Raw genomic sequence first — 21,662 nt, 5'->3', positions numbered from 1 at the left:
ATTATTTATATAATCCTAATGCTTTTGATGTGGATGTGTTTATCTCATTAAATAAATCTGGATGTTCAGATAAATTTAAACCAAATGATGGTATCATCTGTTTAATTTTTTCTTCCCATTTTGTAAAGTTATCAGGGAAACATTTTTCTAGTAACTGAATCATAACATGTACAGCTGTTGATGCACCTGGTGATGCTCCAAGTAAAGCTGAAATTGAACCATCTTCACTTGTTACGAGTTCTGTACCAAATTGCAATGTCCCTTTACCGCCTTCTTTAGTGTCTTTTATTACTTGAACACGTTGACCTGCGATAACGATATCCCAATCTTCTAACTTAGCAGTTGGTATAAATTCTTTAAGATCTTCTAATCTCTTTTCATCAGATAAAAGTACCTGTTCAACTAAATACTTTGTAAGTCCCATTTCTTTTAAACCTGCAGATAACATTGTAAAAACGTTATTAGGTTTAACTGAACCAAATAAATCTAAATTTGATCCTGTTTTTAAGAATTTAGGTGAAAATCCTGCGAACGGTCCAAATAACAACGTTCTCTTACCTTCTATATATCTTGTATCTAAATGTGGTACAGACATAGGTGGCGCACCTACTTTGGCTTTACCATAAACTTTTGCTTCGTGTTTCGCAATAACTTCATCGTTATTACAAACCATAAATAAGCCACTTACAGGGAAACCACCAATATTTGAAGCTTCTTTAATACCTGTTTTTTGAAGAAGAGGTAAACTTCCTCCACCAGCACCTATAAATAAGAATTTAGTATTATGGTATTCTACTTTTTTAGTTTCACCATTGTAAATCTTTAATTGCCATGTATTATCTTCGTTTCGACGAATATTTTGTACAGAGTGATTGTAGTTTAGTTCTACACCCTTCTCATTTAAATCATCTAGTAAAGAACGTGTTAAATTACCAAAGTTAACGTCAGTACCTGATTCAATCTTAGTTGCAGCAATTCTATCATCAGTTGGACGCCCTTCCATCATAAGAGGCATCCAATGTTTCAATGTTTCAAAATCATCCGTGAAAGTCATACCTGGGAATAGCGGATTACTTGATAACGCATCACAACGTTTTTTAAGAAACTGAACGTTCTTTTCCCCGTATACAAAACTCATATGTGGCACAGGACGAATAAAAGTTTCAGGATTAGGTAAGCTTCCTTTATTAACTAAATAAGTCCAAAATTGTTTTGATAATTGAAACTGCTCATTTATTTGAATTGCTTTATCAATATTTACAGAACCATCCGCCTCTTCTTTTGTATAGTTCAATTCACATAATGCTGAATGACCTGTCCCAGCGTTGTTCCATTCATTAGAACTTTCTTCGGCAGGTTTTGATAATTTTTCAAATAATTTAACTTCTAAGTTTGGTGATAGTTCTTTAAGCATCATACCTAAAGTAGCACTCATGATACCCCCACCAATTAATATTACATCTGTTTTCTTATGTAATGAATTCATAATTAACTACAGAGCCCCTTTCAATATTAACCTATTTGACTATATATTAATGTCCATAAAAAATATACAAAATAATTTTATTTGAAATAATCTATGTATTATCTCTATTATAAACCTATTAGATTCATTTAAAAAGTGACAACAAGTACACATAGTGTAATATGTATTTTTTAATAGGATGTTACATTAAATTAGTCCGAAATTAGTATAACCTATTTACTATATCAATATAAATAGTATAACACATTCCCCTAATTAATTGTTTTAAAAATTTCAACAATACAAATAGTTTACATAATATAATTATGATTGTTATAAAATAAATGCTTATATATAATTAAAATGTGGTATTTAAATGATATAATCATAACAATCTAATAATAAAGGAGTAATATATGAAAGATTTTCTGAATATACTTAAAAAAGGAAGCAAGTCTTCTCTATCTGCTGCAGTAGTTAATTTTATTCTTGGTTGTTTAAAGCTACTTGCCTTTGTTTTTACAGGAAACATTGCTATGTTTGCAGAAATGATGCATTCATTTGGTGACGCAGCAAATCAACTATTTGTATTTTTAGGTTCTGCTTTTTCTAAAAGAAGTCCAAATCAAAAATTCCCATTAGGTTATGGCAGACTAATAAATCTGGTTTGTTTAATTGCTGTAATCATTGTTGGTATTCTTTCCTACGAAACGATAAAAGAAGGTTTTCACCACATTATTCATCCAAACAGCACAGATGGCCCGTTACTATTCTTTTGGATTAACATCGGAGTTTTAGCAATTGGTATCGTACTTGAAGGCGTTGTTTTAAGAAAAGCTGGTAAAGAAATATTAGAAGAAGCTGGCGAAAACAGTAAAGGTCTGCTATCTCCATTTACAAAAAGCTACTTATTTATAGGTAAAGCAAAGCCTGCAACAAAGTTAGTATTTATGGAAGATACAGTTGCAACTGGTGGTGGTGTTATTGCCGTTATATCAATAATCATTGCTCGCTTAACAGGATTAGGCATGTTAGAAGGTATCGCATCAGTAATCATAGGTGTAATGATGTTTATTATTGTAGGTATTATTTTTATAGAAAATGCTCAAGGCGTATTAGGTATTGCTGATCACGAATCAGAAATCCATGCTTCTAGAGTGATTTTAGATGATAAGTCTATTGCTGACATTAAACGTTTAGCAGTCATAAAAGAAGGAGAGGCACTTCATATAGAATGTCTATTAGAGGTAAATCAAAACTTTACACTGAAAGAGTTGTCAGAAATAAGAAAACGGATTATATTAAAACTGTTAGACTTATCACATGTTGAAGACGTGAATATAGAATTCATTGAAGATGATGGTCAAACAGACTGGAATGGAGATTCAGGTCCTTCAGCAAATATACAATATGACAAGGAGCGTTAATTATGCCAATCGTAAACATTAAGTTAATTGAAGGTAGATCAGACGAACAATTAAAGGGTCTTGTAAATGATGTAACTGAAGCTGTTCATCAAAATGCTAAAGCACCAAAAGAAAATATTCATGTAATCATTGAAGAAATGAAACCTGAGCATTATGGTGTTGCAGGCGTACGTAAATCTGATTCATAATCTTCGAATAAATATAATATAAAAAAGCATTCAATGATCAAACTGATCATTGAATGCTTTTTTTGTTTCCTTAAAATAGTTACTCGTTAAGAAATTTTTTAATTGCTTCTTTATTTTTTTCTTTATCGATCTTAAGGACAGCGCCATTTTCGATATCATTTGCATTTGTATATGAACCTTTTACTGGTACTGTTAATGTTTTTATATCTTTATCGCCTCTAGCTATAAAACTAGCTCCCGTTTTGTATATTGTTGGATCATCTAAATTAGTATTCACATATCCTCTAGCAATTCCAGCTAATTTAGGTGCTTTCATTACAGAATCTACACTTAATAATTCAGATTTAAGCCCTGTCATTACTTGTTGTTGCCTTCTAACTCGTCCAAAATCGCCTTCTTCGTCATGTCTATACCTTGCATAACCTAGTAATTCTTTCCCGTTTAAGTTATGTTGACCTTTTTTCAAAGAAACACCGATTTTTTCAGACATATCTTTTTCAACATTGATTGGAACACCTTTTGGCGATATTTCATCAACCATTTGTTCAAATCCATCAAAATCAATGATTGCATAATATTCAGGATCAATATCAAGATTCTTTTTCAATGTCTTACGCAGTAATTCAGGTCCCCCTAGTGAATACGCTGTATTAATTTTATAATTGCGATAACCACCTGGAATTTCTGAATAAATATCTCTCATGACTGATACAATTTTAAGATCTTTCTTTAAATAATCATATTGAACAATCATAATTGAATCTGTTCTTGGTTGTGAATTATCTACTTTACGATCTTCCCCTAACACGAGAACATTTACTTTACCATCATTTCTTGTTGTACTATGGAATTTATGCAATTCATTCTTTTTCCCATGATCAGAAGAAACCTTTAAGCCTGATTTATAAGAAGCATTAATATAAAATCCTAGAGCAACTAATAGTAAGATGATACCTAAGATAATAAAAGGTCTTTTTTTAATTCTACGCTTTTTATTTCTTTTTGGTACATTCGTTTGACGATTGTCATCTGTTTCTGATTGATTTTGCGAAGTCATTGTTACCAACCTTTTATCTTCAAAATTGAGTCTAATTATATTATAATGAGACTCATACATTAAGTTAAACAATTTCTCAATTAAAAATCAAGAAAAATTGCGAACCTAATTAAAAAATAAGACTTGAGACTGAATAAAGGATGGTAAAAATATAATGAATATGAATAAAGCGTATTTTGCAGGTGGATGCTTTTGGTGTATGGTTAAACCATTCGACGAATATGAAGGAATTGATAAAGTAACTTCTGGCTATATGGGTGGAACAACTAAAAATCCTACGTACGAAGAAGTTAAACAAGGACATACTGGTCATTTAGAAGTAGTAGAGATCCAATATGATGTTGCTTTATTCTCGTATAACAGATTATTAGAAATTTATTTCGCAATAATAGACCCTACTGACGCAAATGGACAATATCAAGACCGTGGTACACAATATCAAACAGCTATTTTCTATACAAATGATGATCAGAAGAAATTAGCTGAACAATATATTGAAGAATTGAATAAAAAGTTACCTGAAGATAAATCAGTTGTGACTAAATTATTGCCTTATCAACCTTTTTACGAAGCTGAAGATTATCATCAAGATTTCTATAAGAAAAATCCAGCTCGTTATCAAGAAGAACAGGAAATCAGAAGAAGCTTAAAATAATAATGTGCTAAAATAACAACATATAATGATGTTAGACTGCTATTTTTATGTAGCAATATTGTCAATTCATATATAATAGAGGAGCATGTCATGGAACATTGGATTACTGAATTTATGACACAATATGGTTATATTGGTGTCTTTATCCTAGTATTTTTAGAGTATGTTATACACCCTTTTCCATCAGAAATCATCTTAACTTTTGCAGGTTTTATGACTTCTCAATCAAATTTAAATATTTTCATCGTATGTTTAATTACAGTAATTGCAGCAGTACTTGGCGCACTAGTGCTATACAGTATTGGAGCATTTATAGGTGAAGAACGATTATATAAATTTGTAGATAAACGTGGAAAATATATAGGTATCAAAACTCAAGATTTAGATAAAACTATTAAATGGTTAGAAAAATATGGACATTGGGCAATCTTCATTGGCAGATTTATACCAATCGTCAGAACATTAATATCATTACCAGCTGGAATTACTAAAATGAACTTACCAGTCTTTATATTATTAACAGCAATCGGAACTGGTATGTGGAACATTTTTCTTATAATGTTAGGTAAAACTTTAGGAAGCCATTGGCATGAAATTTTACTTTATGTAGGCATGTACTCTAAAGTGTTTATTATTGTTATAGCAATAGCTGCACTTTATGTGATTTATTTATGGTATAAGAGAATTAAAACAACACGTGCTAATTAAATAATAAAAAAAGAGCAGAAATTCATAATAAAAATGAATTTCTGCTCTTTTTTTACTTATGGTTTATCGTTAATGACACTCTAACTAAATTCCATAATAACGAACTATATTTTCTATAAACTAAATATCTTGGTTCCCAATCTGGAGCGAATTTTTGTTTATAGTTTCGTAATCCTTGAAAGCTATATAAACTGTTCATATTCTCGAATACTTTTGCAGCAAATTTCTCTCTTAAATAAGCATGTTTATTGAGTCCAACATTCGAAAGTGTAGCCATTCCCATATTAAACTGTTTATATCCTTCTTCTTTTGCCCACAACAACATATGGATATATAAAGCATCCATCATAGAAATATCTATATCTTTATTCCATCTTATTAAATCTATAGAAATAGATTGATTATAATTCGTATACATTAATGTACAAAATCCTACAATTTCATTACTTACGTTTCTAATTACCGCAACCGGCGCTTTATTTAAATAGTCTAAATTAAATGCACCGACTGAGAAATTCATTTCTTTCTTTTCTCCTAACCAACTATCACTAATTGTTTGTAACATTTTAATATCTTCTTCGGAATATGGCGTGTTTATTATTTCAAATTGATAACCTTCTGATTCCAACTTATTATAAGTTGCGCGCATTCCACGTTTTTTCTTTCCAGATAAACTGAAAGTATTTAAATCTATCAAGGCTTCTTCTCCTAATTTGAAAAAGACATTTCCATAATCATGATATAAAGATAATAATTTACTTTGTACTTGATAGAAAATGATATCATACCCTAAGAAATACATTTGATCATAAAAGTCATTTAATGTTTCGTTAAATTTATCTTTATTACCTATTGGGTCGCCAAGTACAATCACTGCATTCATAGTATAGCGATACATAATAAATACATCTTCATCTTTATTTACAAAAAATGATTTATCTCCCGTAAATGCTAAATGACTTACGTAAGATCCTTCATGATTATTGATTATATTGTTTATTGTTTCATAACTTGAATTTGTTGATAAAGATTTCTGATATTTTTTGGAAAGCATAAATGTGATGCATACACCAATTAAACATAAAATTGCAAGCACAATCCAAAACATCGTAAACACTGCATATTTATCAAATTTAGTAACTTCATGGGGATATAAATTTAAATAATTCACCGAAACGATTCGATTAAATATAAACATAGTAAAGATAAGGACACCACTTAAAACAATTTTGATAGGTGTCATATTTTTCTTTACGACAATAGCTTTTTTATACCCAATAAATAGCAATACAAGCAAAATGGCTAACCATAAAAAGGCAATAATGGTACTATTTGATAATATACATACAATCAACATGACAATAACAGAAATAATGCTCATTAACGTAGATCTCATAGTTCCAGACATCACACCTTTTGCACATATAAGCAACATTAGTGTCGATGCTGTATGCAACGCTAATATAATTGAATAAAACATGTAATGATGAGAATAAATCGCATCATACAATATTAGTATATGATTAAAATATAATACAAAACCTGTAATGCCTGAAAGTAAGCCTAATGATAATGAAGGGATTTTCGCCATAAAATCGCTTTGAACAGATTTAATAAACGATGTTGTATCCATAGCTGGTGTATAAAATTTACTTTCTTCGATATATTTTTTAGCTATACCTCCAAACTCAATTGTTGATAGCCCTAGTGCAATTATAAATGGGAAGAAATAGTAAGCTACTCTATATAACAACAATGCTAGTAATACTTGTTCTTCTGGCACGCCTAGTGATTTAATACCGAGTAAAATAACTAAGTCAAAAGCACCAAAGCCGCCTGGTATCATACTAATTAATCCAGATAATGCTGCAATTACAAATATTCCAACTAAATGAGCATAATCAATATTTATATGAAGTGCTTTTAAAATAATAAATAATAGAAAACTTGCAGCTAACCACTCTATAGCTGATACTATTGTAAACTTTACCCCAAGAAATCTATCTCTTCTAATCGATGGTTTTAAAAAAGAAAATATAATAAACAATGGTAAAAATAAACTGCCTATATATAATACAATTTTTGCCCAATATATATTTGCCAATAAAGTATCAGCATTAAAAATACCTAATACAATTAACACACATAGCAAGCTTAATCCACTAAGCATTGATAATAGTAATAATGAAACACTTTTAATTAATTCTTTTTTATCATTTACATCATTTCGATAAGAATAGATTCTTAAGCCAGCTCCAATTAACCCACCAAATCCTAATACGCTATTAAATGTGTTAATAATGTAGCTTATAGATAAAATTTTGTGTATAGGCAAACTAATTTTTAATGATTGCTTTAACATAATGTCATATAAGGATAGTACTGAGACTGAGAGTACGCCTAACAATATAATACCTACAAAATATGCTGTATTCATTTCTCTAAATAATACTATTGTTTTTTTAAAGTCTATTTTTCCAATTTCATTATGCAAAACATAGATAACGACACATAATATCGTACAAATAAACAAAAGCTTTAGTAAAGAAAAAATTCTTTTTCGTTTTAATATATTCATATATCAACCTTCTCTTAGTTTATTCTCCCAAATAATACCATATAATGACATAAAATAGAATTCTTTCATCATTAAGCGTTAATTAAAATAAAGATTAATAAATAAAAAAACTGCCTCAAAGCTGTACTTTGTAGGCAGTTTTAAAATTTATTTGAATTTTATTGTTCTCTTTCAGGTAAAACTTCATCATCATTAAATTCGTATGGACCTGAATCGTCTTGATAATATTTATTATATCTACGTTTAAATAATGTAAATACATGTGATACAGCTACTTTAATAATTGCATATGCTGGAATACCAAGGATTACACCTAATACTCCTGCTAAATTACCTGCACATAATAATACAAAAATAATTGTTAGTGGATGAATTTGCATTGTTTTACCCATAATATTTGGTGAAATAAAGTGACCTTCTAAAAATTGTACAGCTGCCCATACTATAGCAAGCTTTAACAGCATAAATGGTGAATCAATTGCTGCTAATACAATTGCAGGACTTATGGCGATCATTGGTCCTAAATAAGGTACTACGCTCGTTACAGCAGCAATACTTGCTAGTGTTAAAGCATATTCCAGACCAATGATTGAATAACCAATAAATAATAATACACCAATACAGAATGCAACTATCATTTGACCTTGAATATATGAACCTACTTGTACATTCATTTTATCAATTAAATCATGTGTATCTTTTCTAAATTTTGGTGGCATAATACTAATAAAATAGTTTCTAAATTTTCCACCATCTTTAAGTAAGAAGAACAAGACAAATGGGAATGTAATAATAATCACAACTACATGTGTAATCGTAGATACAAATGATTGAAACTTATTACCAAAATCTCCTAATGAGTTAGATATTTTTTTAGGAATATCACTAAAGTTTTGTTGTACCCAAGTTTGAGCTTGAGCATAATAATCAGCTACAAAAGAATTTTGAGAAAGTTTTTGAATCCTATTACTAAATTCTTCTACATATGATGGTAAATTTTTCGAAAAACTTTCAACTTGATTTTGAACTACAGGAATCAATAAAGTCACAACAAGTGTTAATGCTCCTATAATAGCAAGTAATAAAATGATAATACCCCATAATCTTGAGATATTAAATTTTTCCATAAAATTAATAATTGGATTGAATAAATAAAACGCAACAAATGCAACAATAATTGGGCCAACTAAAGTTGTTGTAATTGTTACTAAAGGTTCAAAAATGAACGATACGTTTTGAAAAATAAATATCGTTAAACCTATCAAGATCAATAATCCTAAAATAAAATATATATCTCTACCGCCAAAAAACTTCATAAATCTAGAGATTTTATTATGAGAATTATTGGATTTTGTTTCTCTTTCCAAAAAAAGCCCTCCTTCTAAAAGTTTATAATCCATTATACCCTAATCGTATTACTTTAAAAACTAAAAACTTACAAATATAGTTTACATAATATAATTATATTTGTTTTATCTAAAAATAGTTATTTCTACCAATTTTGTAAGTGCTGACGCCTGAGGGAATAGTATGCGTGAGAGACTACAGGCTCGAACCATACCCTCTGGCAAATGCACGTACAAAATCGTAATATTCTATTAAAAAATAAGCATATCACTGTAAACTTTAACAATCAGTTTAGTGATATGCTTATTTATTTTGAGTTAGGACTTATATCCCAATCACATTTTAAAGATTCATTTAAACTTATTTAACGACTAAAATTTTATCGCCTTGTTCTACTTTACCAGTAGCTAATGTTTCTAAAGTTGAGTCATTTAAGTTTGTTATAACAATAGGAGTAACTGTACTATCTGCATTTTCTTTAATGAAGTCTAAATCAACTTTCATTAAAGCTTGTCCTTTAACAATGTCAGTATCAGCTTCTGCTAAAATTTCAAACCCTTTACCTTCAAGCTTAACTGTTTCTAATCCGAAGTGAATTAATAATTCAACACCTTCATTAGATTCTAAGCCGATTGCATGTTTTGTAGGGAATGTCATTTTCAATTTACCATCAAATGGAGCAACTACTTCTCCAGTTTCTGGCATAATTGCAATACCGTCACCCATCATTTTTTCAGAGAACACTTTATCTGGTACTTCAGAAATATTAATCACTTCACCTTTAATTGGAGAATAGATTGTAGCGCCACCTTCAGCAAGAATTGCAGCACTTTCTGCATCACCATCTTCAGTTACAGTTGTTTCAGTTGGTTTAGAAATTTCTCCAGAAATAATACGTGCCATATCATGTTTAATTTGATCTGACTTAGGACCAAAGATTGCTTGAATATTATTTCCTACTTCAAGTACGCCAGAAGCACCTAAACTTTTTAATTCATTTTTGTTAACTTCTGATTTATTTAATACTTCAACACGAAGTCTCGTAATACAAGCATCTAAATGCTTGATGTTTTCTTTACCACCCATTGCGTCTAAAACGTCGAATGGTAATTCTGCTACTGAACTATTACGTGTTTCAGTTTCTTTATCTTCTCTACCAGGTGTTTTTAAATTAAATTTCTTGATAGCGAATGTAAATAAGAAGTAATAAACAAGAGCATATATAATACCTACTGGAATAACTAATAGCGCGTTTGTTCTATCCCAGTTTAATAATCCGTATAATACATAGTCTATAAACCCACCTGAGAATGTCATACCTATTTGAATATGTAGCAAGTGCATTACTAAGAATGATGTACCTGCTAAAATTACGTGAATTCCATAAAGTGCTGGTGCCACGAATAAGAATGAGAATTCTAAAGGTTCTGTAATACCAGTCAAGAATGATGTTAAACCTGCAGATAGCATTAAGCCACCAACAACTTTTTTACGTTCTGGACGAGCTTGACGATAAATCGCATAAGCTGCTGCTGGTAAACCGAACATCATAAATGGATATTTACCAGTTGTAAATGCACCAGCTGTAAATGGTACACCATCTTTAACTTGTGCCATAAAGATTCTTTGGTCACCACGTACTAACTCGCCAGCAGAGTTAACATAGTTACCGAATTCAAACCAGAATGGTGAATAGAATATATGATGCAATCCGAAAGGTATTAAAGCACGTTCAATAATACCAAAGATAAATGTAGTTAACGCTAAATTTTTATCCAATAAGAATGTAGATAAATTATTTAATCCATCTTGTATTGGTGGCCAAGCAAATGAAAGAATAATACCTGCCACAATTGCAACAACTGATGTAATAATTGGTACAAATCGTTTACCTGCAAAGAATCCTAAGAAAGGTGGTAAATTAATATTATAATATTTGTTATAGCACCATGCAGCAAGTGCCCCCATTATAATACCACCGAACACACCAGTTTGAAGTGTCGGAATACCTAATACTAATGCATGTGCAGGATCTTTAGCTGTTTGCCCTAAAGTTTTAGCACCTTCAGCATAACTATAGATATCATCAATTGAGATACCTTTTACAACACCCATAGTAGTATTCATAATCAAATAACCAACAAGAGCTGCTAATGCTGCTACGCCATCTCCTCCTGCTAAACCTAATGCGGTACCGAGTGCGAATAGTAATGGTAAATTATCAAAAATAATTTGACCGGATGACTCCATTACTGAAGCTACCATAACTATAGCATCAGTTTTTAACCAAGGTGCAATTTCAACGAACTGTTCATTCTGCATTGCATTCCCGAATGCAAGTAAAATACCCGCTGCTGGTAGAATCGCAACTGGTAACATTAATGCTTTACCAATACGTTGCAATTGACCAAAGAATTTCTTAAACATATTTAATACCCTCCTATTTGTTTAACTTTATAAATTACGGCATGAAAAAAGGCATGAGCAAAGAAACTTACCATATTGGTAAAGTCTATTTGCTCATGCCTGATCGTATCAGTAACACGCAATTTATAAGTTATTATTAAAGTGTTGGATGTGCATTGTTAAATATGCCAATTCAGATTGATAAACTGGTTTCTTTAACTGTGTTTGCATCATCTTCACTATCTTTACGGATATATTATAGCACATTGGATATTGCGCTTTCAATAGCATTTCGATATTAGTTGCATCTGGTATTCTTTCATCGGCTAAAACTCTTTGTATCGCAAAGTGAAGATGCCTTACAAATCGGCTATAATTAATACTATTTTTATTAACATTAACTTCAAGGCCTTCTTCTATTATAATTATAGCTTTCTGAATAATTTCTTTTATATTGTGAATATCATGTATTGAATGATTAACTTCTGCTGAATGAATATGTAAAGCTATGAAGCCAGCTTCTGATTCAATAAATTGCAAATTTAATTTTTCATTCAACGTTTTAACAGCTTTTTCTGCTATTTGATATTCCCTTGGATAAAGAAGTTCTGTTTCTTTTAAAAATGGATTATGAACATGTATACCTTCTTTAATACGTTTGATTGCAAATATGATATGATCTGTTAATGAAATTAAAGTTTTTTCACTTACACTTCCACCTAATTGTTTATCAATACCATTTACTACTTCTAATACAATATTAAAGATTTGTTCATTTGTGCCATCTAATAATTGCTTGTATTTATTTTTATCATTTTCAGATTCAAGCAAATAAACTTTCTCTATTAAATCTGTATTAATTTCTTCACCTTGTTTTTTACCAAAACTAATCCCCTTACCTACTAATATGACTTCATTATCATAATAGTTAGCAACTAACACATTATTATTTAACGTTTTTTCTATAATGTATTTTCCCATATCTCAAACCTCATTCTGAAGACCTATTACATATTATACAATTGATGATAATATAATGATAGATATTTTTAATATCAATAACATTGAGGATGTGCAAACATATGAAGAACATGAAACTATATATATTAAGTATTTTATCTGTTTTACTACTTTCAACAATTTTATATCCGAAACACCAAGCTCAAGCTGTAACTGAGGAAGCATGGGATAATGCGGTTACTGTTTATGGAGCAGCTTTAGAAAACAATCCATCTGCTAAAGATACAACATCAAACTTATTAGGTTCTAAAAACAGTGATAAAACAACTTACGTTAATGCTGATGATTTAAACAAGTATTTAAATATGCAATCATCGAATGATGTTTTAAAATCAAGTATCCGAATTACTAAAACATCAAAAGGTAGTGGACTAAACTTAAACATAAATCAAGATCAAGGAAAAATCACAAAAGTTACAGAAGATACTTATAAAAATGCTTTAATGACTGCTGGTATCAAGGATGCTGACGTTACAATCGCTTCAAGTGAAGATGTAACAGGTGAGAGTGCTCTAGCAGGTGTTTACAAAGCCTTTGAAGCACAAGGAGAATCAGTAGATTCAAGCAGAACTCAAGTTGCTCAAGAAGAATTATCTACTATTAATCAAATATCTGATGAAAATAGCAATCAAGAAGGTTTTTCACAATCACAATTAAATAAGACGATTGCAGAATCTAAACAAGCTGTAGCTGAAAAATCAGGGAATGTTACAGTGAATGAAATTACAAATATCGTAAATCAAAAAATTGAAGACAATGGTTTAACTAATATTATTAGTGACAATCAAATAAACATGATAGTAAACGTCATTGACAAAGCGCAACAAGATGGTGCCTTTAGTGGTGAAAATGCAAAAGACTTTATCAATAACTCAAAAGATTATGTTAATGATTTAGTTAAGTCAGATGATTTTAAAGATGCGAAGAAAAATGCAGAAGATTTAGGTAATGATATCAAAGATAAATTACAAGATGAAGGCTTCTGGGATAAAATAGTAAATGCAATTAAAGATATCTTTAATTCTTTAACTAACCTTTTCAAATAATAAAAAGCACAATTCAAAATGAATTGTGCTTTTTTTATTATTGTTATTTATCTTTATTATCATAGTCATCATCAATATTTTCAAAAGTATTTTCTTTAGGTTCTTCATACTTTGTATCAATATCTGATGTTTCTTGCTTTCTTACTTTTTTATCTTTTTTTGTTTCTTTTTTATAAGGATTATCTCCCCATGCTTCAATATTACTAAAGTTTGCACTTAAATCTTCAATTTTAAATACAGGATTTAATTTGCGTTTTCTTTGTGCTCTATAGTCTTTTGCAACTTCAAACACAACTGTAGCAAGTCCGAATAATGCAACTATATTAATAATTGCCATTAATCCCATAAATAAATCAGCTGTATCCCAAACTGTTTGAACTTGAATAACTGAACCTACAAACACCATTCCTACAACTAATATTCTAAAAATAAACATGATGATTCTATTTTTAGTTAAATATTCTATGTTTGATTGACCGTAATAGTAGTTACCTATTATTGAAGAAAATGCAAACATAAATACTGCTATTGTAAGGAATATACCACCAAATTCACCTACATGAGTTGTAAGTGCTTGTTGAGTTACTGCTACACCTTGTTCTGCATCTGGGCCAAATTGTAAGTCTGTGTATAGCAACAACATTATAGCTGTTGCTGTACAAATAACCATAGTATCGAAAAATACACCTAATGATTGGATTAAACCTTGTTTAACAGGGTGACTTACTGCTGCTGTTGCTGCTGCGTTTGCCGCAGAACCCATACCTGCTTCATTTGAGAATAAACCACGTTTAATACCTTGCATAATAGCAAAGCCCATAGCTCCACCGAATGCTGGATGAAGACCAAATGCACTTTTAACGATATTTTGTATCATTGGCCAAACTTGATCTATATTCATTACTAAAATATAACCAACTAATATAATGTACCCTATTGCCATAATAGGAACAATAAATGAAGATACAGTAGCGATACTTCTAACACCGCCAAATATTACTAATGCTGTAATGACAGCCAAAATAATACCAGTAATGACGTTAGAAAATTCATATTGTTCGTTTAAAGATGCTGCTATAGTATTAGATTGAACTGTATTGAATACAAATGCAAAAGTGACTGTGATTAGTACCGCGAATAAAACACCTAACCATTTTTGTCCTAATCCATGTTCTATGTAATAGGCTGGTCCACCTCTATAGCCGCCTTCTTTATCTTTAACTTTATATACTTGAGCTAATGTTGCTTCAAAGAATGCACTTGCTGCACCTATAAAAGCAATGACCCACATCCAAAATACTGCTCCAGGGCCACCTAAAACTATTGCTGTAGCAACACCAGCAATGTTACCAGTACCAACTCGTGAGGCTGCACTAATCGCGAAAGCTTGGAAAGAAGAAATACCTTTTCTTCCATCTTCTAGTGTTTCGGGTTTTTCAAAAATCACTCTAAACATTTCTGGTAACCATCTTAGTTGTACAACTTTAGAACTTATTGTAAAGAAGACACCAGCTAGTAAGAGTAAGAAAATCAAGTTTTGAGTCCAAATTAAATCATTACCCCATTGCACAAAGTCATGAAACCAACTTGGGATATAACTATCAAAATTCTTCAAAGAAATCCCTCAATTCTAATTAATATAATCATAATAAATCGCTATCATGATTTTACCATGTGCGATTAATTATGACTATATATTTTTATTCGATTGCTTTTTCTTCAAAATAAGCACCAATGACTTGTCCAAAATCATTTTCATCAACAATAAATCTACCGTTTGTATATCTTTCACTATAGTTAAAATCTTTCATATTAACTTTTACACGATCTTTTTCTGATAAAATGACACATGATTCATCTTCTGAACTTGTCAGTGCATTGATAATTGAATGTGATTTAGATTTTAATTCTTTTAATATCATTAAACCACGTTGAGCTCTTTTGGCTGGTACAAATTGATCAGCTTTCATTCTTTTCACTGAACCACGATTCGTAATGATTAATACCGATTGATTATCAGGTAATGTATCTGTCATAACAACATTATCATTTTCTTTTAAATTTATAGATTTAACGCCTGCTGCTTTTAATCCAATATCAGACAATTCGTCAGTATCATAAGTTAAACTCATTCCTTTTTCTGTTATAACTGTAATAAGTTCATCTTCAGTAATTTTCAATACAGATACGACCTCATCGTCCCCTTTAAGCTTAATTGCAACTAAAGGTCTCGTAATTCTTGAAGCTTTAAATTTATCATTTGTTGATTTCTTAATCATACCGTTTTTAGTAGCAATAATATAATTAGAATCCTGTTTGAAATCTGTTTCTTTATAAACAGAAATTACTCTCTCATCATCACTTATAGGAATCATTTGTGATATATGTTTACCTAAATCTTTCCATTTTAAGTCAACAATTTCATGTACAGGTATAAATAAATAATTACCTTGAGATGTGAATACAATTAAAGTATCTTGAGTATTCATCTTTTCGTGCATTAATAAGTAGTCTCCATCTTTAAGACCCACTTCTTCAACTCCACTAGCGATATAACTTCTGTTAGATGTACGTTTAATATAACCATCATGTGTTACTGAAACAATTGTTTCTTCGCTAGGAACGAGTATTTCTTTTTCGATTTTAATTTCTGAAATTTTTTCTTCGATTACAGTTAAACGATCATTTGCAAATTCTTTGCGAACAGCTCTTAATTCATTTTTAATAACTTTTAATAGTGTTTTTTCATTTTGAAGAATATCATTAAGTCTCTCTATAGTCTTCTGTAATTCATCAAATTCGTTTTCAAGTGAAACTATATCTGTGTTTGTAAGTCTATATAATTGTAACATTACGATTGCTTCAGCTTGTTCTTCAGTAAAATCATATTTTTCTATTAAATTTTCTTTAGCATCACGTTTATTTTTTGATGCCCTAATTGTTTCTATTACTTCGTCTAGAATAGATAATGCTTTAATCAAACCTTCTACAATATGCATTCTCTTTTCAGCTTGTGATAATTCATATTGTGAACGTCTAGTCACAACTTCTTTTTGGTGTTCTACATAACTTTCTAGTATTTGTTTTAATCCTAGTAATTCTGGACGTCTCTTATTAATAGCTACCATATTGAAATGATATAGAACTTGTAAATCAGTATTTTTGTATAAGTAATTTAATACACCTTCACTGTTTACATCTTTCTTAAGTTCAATTGCTATCCTTAAACCGTTTCTGTCTGTTTCATCTCGAACTTCAACTATACCTTCAATTTTTTTATCTGCTCGTAGCTCATCTATTTTCTTAACAAGTGTTCCTTTGTTTACTTCAAAAGGTACTTCAGTGACAATAATTTGTTCACGTCCACCTCTAATCGTTTCAATTTCAACTTTACTACGAACAACTATTTTACCTTTACCTGTTTTATAGGCTTTTTTTATACCGTCTAAACCTTGTATAATACCACCTGTTGGGAAATCTGGACCATTAATATGTTCTATTAATTCATCTATTGTTGTACTAGGTTTATCAATTAATTTCAATGTTGCATCTATTACTTCACCTAAATTATGTGGTGGAATATCCGTTGCATACCCGGCTGAGATACCAGTTGAACCATTTACTAATAAGTTAGGGTATCTAGCTGGTAACACCATAGGCTCCATTGCAGTATCATCAAAGTTTTGTATATGATCTACTGTTTCTTTATCTATATCTTGTAAAAGAACTTCAGCCAACTTACTTAATTTCGCTTCTGTATAACGCATTGCTGCTGGAGGATCATTATCAATACTACCGTTGTTACCATGCATTTCTATTAGAACATGTCTTAATTTCCAATCTTGGCTCATACGAACCATTGCTTCATAAACAGATGTATCACCATGTGGATGATAATTACCAATAACATTACCAACAGTTTTAGCACTTTTTCTAAAGTTTCTTTCAAATGTATTACCGTCTTTATACATTGCAAATAAAATTCTACGTTGTACAGGTTTTAAACCGTCACGTACATCTGGAAGTGCACGGTCTTGGATAATATATTTACTGTATCTACCAAATCTATCACCTATAACATCTTCTAAAGGAAGGTTTTGAATTTGTTCAACCATTAATTAACTTCCCCCTCTATTGATTCTACCTCGTCATCTAATACTTGAATATCATCACTTTCAAGTATACTTTGGTCTTCTTGCATACCAAATTGAACGTGTCTTTCAATCCATTCTCTACGTGGTTCTACTTTATCACCCATTAATGTTGTAACTCTACGTTGTGAGCGGACTTCATCATCAATACTCACTCTTATTAATGTTCTCGTTTCTGGGTCCATTGTAGTCTCCCATAATTGGTCGGCATTCATTTCACCTAGACCTTTATAACGTTGTAAAGTGAATCCTTTACCAATTTTTTTCATTAATACTTCTAAATCCTCGTCTGTCCAAGCATACTCAATCTGCTTACTTTTCCCTTTACCTTTTTCTAATTTATATAAAGGAGGTAATGCGATATAGACTTTTCCAGCTTCTAATAACGGTCTCATATATTTAAAGAAGAATGTAAGTAATAAGACTTGAATATGGGCTCCATCAGTATCTGCATCGGTCATTATAATTACTTTATTATAATTACTGTCTTCAATACTGAAATCAGCACCGACTCCTGCTCCGATAGTATGAATAATCGTGTTAATTTCTTCATTTTTAAAAATGTCATCTAATTTAGCTTTTTCAGTATTAATTACTTTACCTCTTAAAGGTAAAATTGCTTGGAATTTACGATCTCTACCTAATTTAGCTGAACCACCTGCTGAATCACCCTCAACAAGATAAAGTTCATTTTTTTCTGTGTTTTTACTTTGAGCTGGTGTTAATTTACCAGACAACAATGTTTCTTTACGTTTATTTTTCTTTCCGTTTCTTGCCTCTTCACGTGCTTTTCGAGCTGCTTCACGTGCTTGAGAAGCTTTAACAGCTTTTTTAAGCAATGATTTTGATAGTTGCCCTTTTTCTTCTAAATAGAAAGGAAGTTGATCAGACATTACTGAGTCCACAGCAGCACGGGCTTCAGTAGTACCTAACTTAGATTTAGTTTGTCCTTCAAATTGTAATAAATCTTCAGGAATTCTAACTGAAATGATAGCGGTTAAACCTTCACGAATATCACTACCGTCTAAGTTTTTATCTTTTTGTTTAAGTTCGCCAATTTTACGAGCATATTCATTAAATACTCTTGTAAAAGCTGTTTTTAATGCTGTTTCATGTGTACCACCATCTTTAGTACGTACATTATTAACAAAGCTCAAAATCGTTTCAGAATATTGATCATTGAATTGAAAGCTAATATCTACTTCTATTTGATTAGATTCACCACTAAACATTGCTACATCATGAAGTACATCTTTACCTTCATTCAAATATTTAACAAATTCTTTAATACCATCTTCATAATGGTAAGAAATTTCTCTTGGCTCATCGCCTCTTAAATCACTTATTTTAATTTTCAATGCTTTCAACAAGAATGCAGACTCCTGTAATCTCTCGCATAGCGTATCAAAATTATAATGTGTAGAAGTCTTAAAGATTTTAGAATCCGGTTTAAAATGAACAGTTGTACCAGTTTTACGTGTTTTCCCCTTTTTCTCTAATGTTGTAACTGGTATCCCACCGTCTTTAAATGTTTGCTTATAAATATAACCTTCTCTATATATCGTTACTTCCAACCATTCACTTAAAGCATTAACTACTGATGCACCTACACCGTGTAAACCACCAGATGTTTTATATCCACCTTGGCCAAATTTACCCCCAGCATGGAGTACTGTAAAAATAACTTCTGGAGTTGGTTTACCAGTCTTATGTAATCCTGTTGGCATACCTCTACCATTATCCGACACAGATATACTATTATCTTTATGAATTGTCACTTCTATTTCAGTTCCAAATCCATTTAAAATTTCATCAACAGAGTTATCTACTATTTCATATACTAAATGGTGAAGTCCTCGAACATCTGTTGAACCAATATACATTCCGGGTCTTTTTCTAACTGCTTCTAACCCTTCAAGTACTTGTATTGAATCTTCACCATATTGAACTTTTGCTTGTTTATTCAATATTTCTCCTCCTACAAACGTACGTTCGTTTCTTTTACTATACATTAGTTATTTTGTTATAAATCCCTAGAAAATGCAAGCCCTATCCCAAATAGTGGTACAATTTCACTTTACATTATGACCACATTAGCATATTTTTAAATAGTAACCGATAATCAGTTATGGTAAACTATTAGTACCTGCTATCAAAGGAGTGTTTCAATAATGACATTTGTTGTTATTATACTTAGCTACTTAGTTGGATGTTTCCCAAGTGGCCTCGTGTTAGGTAAATTATTTTATAAAAAAGATATTCGACAATTTGGAAGTGGCAATTTAGGTGCCACAAATACATTTAGAGTATTAGGGAAAAAAGCTGGATTTCTTGTTATGTTTTTAGACATATTCAAAGGTTTCATTGTAGTTTTCTTTCCATTATGGTTTAATGTAGATATTCCTAGTATATTCATAGGTATTTGTGCAGTTATCGGTCATGTATTTCCTATCTTCTTGAAATTCAAAGGAGGTAAGGCTGTTGCCACAAGTGCTGGCGTCATTCTTGCTGTGCACCCATTATTACTCATAACACTAGCATTTATATTCTTTATAATTTTATATTTAACAAAATATGTATCATTATCTAGTATCTTAGCAAGTGTATGTTGTGTAATTGGCGCAATATTCATAGGTGACTTAACTTTCTTCATCGTATCAGTTGTCATCATGATTATTCTACTCGTTAGACATCAATCCAATATCGTAAGAATATTCAAAGGAAATGAACCAAAAATCAAATGGATGTAAAGGAGAATGCACTATGAATTTAGAAATTACTGATAAAGCAATCGAATGGTTTAAAGATGAATTAGAATTCGGTGACAATCAAGCATTAAGATTTTTCGTTCGCTATGGCGGTGAATTTCAATTAAAACAAGGCTTCTCACCAGCTTTTACTGTAGAACCTTTAAGTTCTTCAGAAATAGGCTTTAAAGATATTAAAAATGACATTCCGTTTTTTATTGATGAAAAAGATTTATGGTACTTTGAAGGTAACGATTTAGTAATTGATATAAACGATAATGGAGAAATTAAATATGAAGTTAAAACTTCAAGATAAACTATAAAAAGCAGATGTATTTCGTTAATCAAGCGAAACACATCTGCTTATTTTTATAACTTACGATCAATACCATTTTCAGTTTCTTCATGAATTTTCATATACGCTTCATGCCACTCAGGAAAACTTTTATCTAATCTAATCGGTCTATTTGATCCCTTTTTCAAGCAAACATGTGTTGTTGATCCAGTAGAAACAACTTCTCTATTCTCATTTAAAATCTCATAAGAATATATGGATCTGATTGGTGAATAATGTGAAATCCAAGTCTTAATAATAACTTTTTCAGGATAAGTTATTGATTGTTTATACTTAATATTCAAGTCTACTACAGGTGAAATAATACCTGCCTTTTCCATATCTGCATAACTAAAACCTGCTTTATAAATATAGTCTGTTCTTGCAACTTCAAACCATATTGCATAATTGGCATGGTATACAACACCCATTTTATCTGTTTCTGCATACCTTACATCTATTGGTGTTTCGCTATAAATCATACTTCTATCCCTCTTTCTAAATTCCTTAACCTAATCATAACACAAATAGAA

The 21,662-nt window shown here is 30.7% G+C and carries 17 protein-coding genes; 7 read left to right on the top strand and 10 right to left on the bottom strand.

Annotated elements, in window-relative coordinates; all coding sequences use genetic code 11:
- Position 1 precedes the first annotated feature (1 nt).
- Positions 2-1,486 carry a malate dehydrogenase (quinone) gene (mqo, locus tag LQ608_RS03875; protein ID WP_239749822.1) on the bottom strand — a complete coding sequence of 495 codons (1,485 nt, stop codon included), beginning with the start codon at positions 1,484-1,486 and terminating at the stop codon, positions 2-4.
- A 395-nt stretch (positions 1,487-1,881) separates the two neighbouring features.
- Between mqo and LQ608_RS03870 the strand changes: the two genes are divergently transcribed.
- Positions 1,882-2,892, top strand: a complete 1,011-nt coding sequence (locus LQ608_RS03870; protein ID WP_239749819.1) for a cation diffusion facilitator family transporter — start codon at positions 1,882-1,884, stop codon at positions 2,890-2,892.
- Positions 2,893-2,894: 2 nt separating this feature from the next.
- Entirely contained in the window at positions 2,895-3,080 is a 186-nt protein-coding gene (locus LQ608_RS03865; protein ID WP_239749816.1) for a 2-hydroxymuconate tautomerase, read from the top strand.
- A gap of 79 nt (positions 3,081-3,159) precedes the next feature.
- Here the strand turns inward: LQ608_RS03865 and LQ608_RS03860 are convergent, their stop codons facing one another.
- A complete protein-coding gene (locus tag LQ608_RS03860; protein ID WP_239749930.1) occupies positions 3,160-4,137 on the bottom strand; it encodes an LCP family protein in 978 nt (325 codons plus the stop codon).
- A gap of 154 nt (positions 4,138-4,291) precedes the next feature.
- Here LQ608_RS03860 and msrA point away from each other — a divergent pair, with 154 nt between their 5' ends.
- Positions 4,292-4,792 (top strand): peptide-methionine (S)-S-oxide reductase MsrA, encoded by a 501-nt coding sequence (gene msrA / locus LQ608_RS03855; RefSeq protein WP_078356345.1) that lies wholly within the window; start codon positions 4,292-4,294, stop codon positions 4,790-4,792.
- A gap of 90 nt (positions 4,793-4,882) precedes the next feature.
- Positions 4,883-5,500, top strand: a complete 618-nt coding sequence (locus LQ608_RS03850) for a DedA family protein (RefSeq protein ID WP_239749814.1) — start codon at positions 4,883-4,885, stop codon at positions 5,498-5,500.
- Positions 5,501-5,552: 52 nt separating this feature from the next.
- On the opposite strand, the gene mprF is transcribed toward LQ608_RS03850, so the two are convergent.
- From mprF to glcT, 4 genes are all read right to left on the bottom strand, one after another.
- Positions 5,553-8,078 carry a bifunctional lysylphosphatidylglycerol flippase/synthetase MprF gene (mprF, locus tag LQ608_RS03845; protein ID WP_239749810.1) on the bottom strand — a complete coding sequence of 842 codons (2,526 nt, stop codon included), beginning with the start codon at positions 8,076-8,078 and terminating at the stop codon, positions 5,553-5,555.
- 158 nt (positions 8,079-8,236) lie between these two features.
- A complete protein-coding gene (locus LQ608_RS03840) occupies positions 8,237-9,478 on the bottom strand; it encodes an AI-2E family transporter (RefSeq protein WP_481817125.1) in 1,242 nt (413 codons plus the stop codon).
- 307 nt (positions 9,479-9,785) lie between these two features.
- Positions 9,786-11,852 carry a glucose-specific PTS transporter subunit IIBC gene (gene ptsG, locus LQ608_RS03835; protein ID WP_239749800.1) on the bottom strand — a complete coding sequence of 689 codons (2,067 nt, stop codon included), beginning with the start codon at positions 11,850-11,852 and terminating at the stop codon, positions 9,786-9,788.
- 123 nt (positions 11,853-11,975) lie between these two features.
- The gene (glcT, locus tag LQ608_RS03830; protein WP_078356340.1) at positions 11,976-12,812 is read right to left on the bottom strand and encodes a glucose PTS transporter transcription antiterminator GlcT; all 837 of its coding nucleotides are present in this window, start codon (positions 12,810-12,812) and stop codon (positions 11,976-11,978) included.
- 101 nt (positions 12,813-12,913) lie between these two features.
- Here glcT and LQ608_RS03825 point away from each other — a divergent pair, with 101 nt between their 5' ends.
- Positions 12,914-13,897 (top strand): DUF1002 domain-containing protein, encoded by a 984-nt coding sequence (locus LQ608_RS03825; RefSeq protein WP_239749793.1) that lies wholly within the window; start codon positions 12,914-12,916, stop codon positions 13,895-13,897.
- 43 nt (positions 13,898-13,940) lie between these two features.
- Here the strand turns inward: LQ608_RS03825 and alsT are convergent, their stop codons facing one another.
- From alsT to parE, 3 genes are all read right to left on the bottom strand, one after another.
- Positions 13,941-15,512: a glutamine transporter AlsT gene (gene alsT, locus LQ608_RS03820; protein ID WP_239749785.1), complete on the bottom strand. Its 1,572-nt coding sequence runs from the start codon at positions 15,510-15,512 to the stop codon at positions 13,941-13,943.
- An 85-nt stretch (positions 15,513-15,597) separates the two neighbouring features.
- Positions 15,598-18,012: a DNA topoisomerase IV subunit A gene (gene parC / locus LQ608_RS03815; protein WP_239749783.1), complete on the bottom strand. Its 2,415-nt coding sequence runs from the start codon at positions 18,010-18,012 to the stop codon at positions 15,598-15,600.
- Complete coding sequence (parE, locus tag LQ608_RS03810; protein ID WP_078356336.1) at positions 18,012-20,015, bottom strand: DNA topoisomerase IV subunit B; 2,004 nt, start codon at positions 20,013-20,015, stop codon at positions 18,012-18,014. The genes parC and parE overlap by 1 nt, the downstream gene beginning before the upstream one ends.
- Positions 20,016-20,216: 201 nt before the next feature.
- Here parE and plsY point away from each other — a divergent pair, with 201 nt between their 5' ends.
- Positions 20,217-20,798, top strand: a complete 582-nt coding sequence (plsY, locus tag LQ608_RS03805; protein WP_239700417.1) for a glycerol-3-phosphate 1-O-acyltransferase PlsY — start codon at positions 20,217-20,219, stop codon at positions 20,796-20,798.
- 13 nt (positions 20,799-20,811) lie between these two features.
- On the top strand, positions 20,812-21,111 hold the full coding sequence (locus LQ608_RS03800; RefSeq protein ID WP_239749781.1) for a HesB/YadR/YfhF family protein: 300 nt from the start codon (positions 20,812-20,814) through the stop codon (positions 21,109-21,111).
- 53 nt (positions 21,112-21,164) lie between these two features.
- Here LQ608_RS03800 and menI read toward each other — a convergent pair whose 3' ends face one another.
- A complete protein-coding gene (menI, locus tag LQ608_RS03795) occupies positions 21,165-21,611 on the bottom strand; it encodes a 1,4-dihydroxy-2-naphthoyl-CoA hydrolase MenI (protein ID WP_239749778.1) in 447 nt (148 codons plus the stop codon).
- Between the last annotated feature and the right edge of the window lie 51 nt (positions 21,612-21,662).

The sequence above is a fragment of the Mammaliicoccus sp. H-M34 genome, assembly GCF_022386495.1.
Taxonomy (GTDB): domain Bacteria; phylum Bacillota; class Bacilli; order Staphylococcales; family Staphylococcaceae; genus Mammaliicoccus; species Mammaliicoccus fleurettii.
The sequence above is the reverse complement of the archived record's forward strand: the minus strand, read 5'-3'. Positions and strand labels throughout refer to the sequence as shown.